The sequence below is a fragment of the Mesorhizobium sp. M8A.F.Ca.ET.218.01.1.1 genome, assembly GCF_004791165.1.
GTDB lineage: Bacteria > Pseudomonadota > Alphaproteobacteria > Rhizobiales > Rhizobiaceae > Mesorhizobium.
Map to the genome: position 1 here is coordinate 1 of NZ_SRUZ01000045.1, position 449 is coordinate 449.

1 protein-coding gene is annotated in these 449 nt (G+C 63.5%); it reads left to right on the plus strand.

The features are described from left to right. Positions 1-449, plus strand: a 449-nt coding sequence (locus EN861_RS35685; protein ID WP_210235212.1) for a hypothetical protein, incomplete at both ends; no start/stop codon positions are given.

Sequence of the window (449 nt, forward strand, 5' to 3'; positions counted from 1 at the left end):
CTTCGCGCCTGGCGGCTTCCTGAACGATGATCTGGCGATCGATGCGACGACGGTGACGCTACTGACCGGCAGCGGCATCGACGACACGGCGATCGGCTTGCTTGCTACGATAGGAGATGGCTCGCGCACCGGCACCGAGGTGGTACGCATCGATGGCGTCACCGGAGACGTGCTGACGATCGCACGCGGCTTTCTCGATACCGTTCCGCTGGCGCACGCCGATGGTGCCTCGTTCGTCCTGTTTGACGATCTCTCGATCAGCGACTTCGAGCAATACACCGACGCGCATAGCATCGACGTCAAGCTCCTGACCAACACTGGCGCCGGCCAGTTGGACGAGGCGGCGGCACCCACCGACACGGTTGTGTTCGCCAGTCGCTGGTCCCGTCCTTATCGGCCGGCCGACGTGCGCGTGAACATCATCCCTTTCGGGCTTGTCACGAGCGATG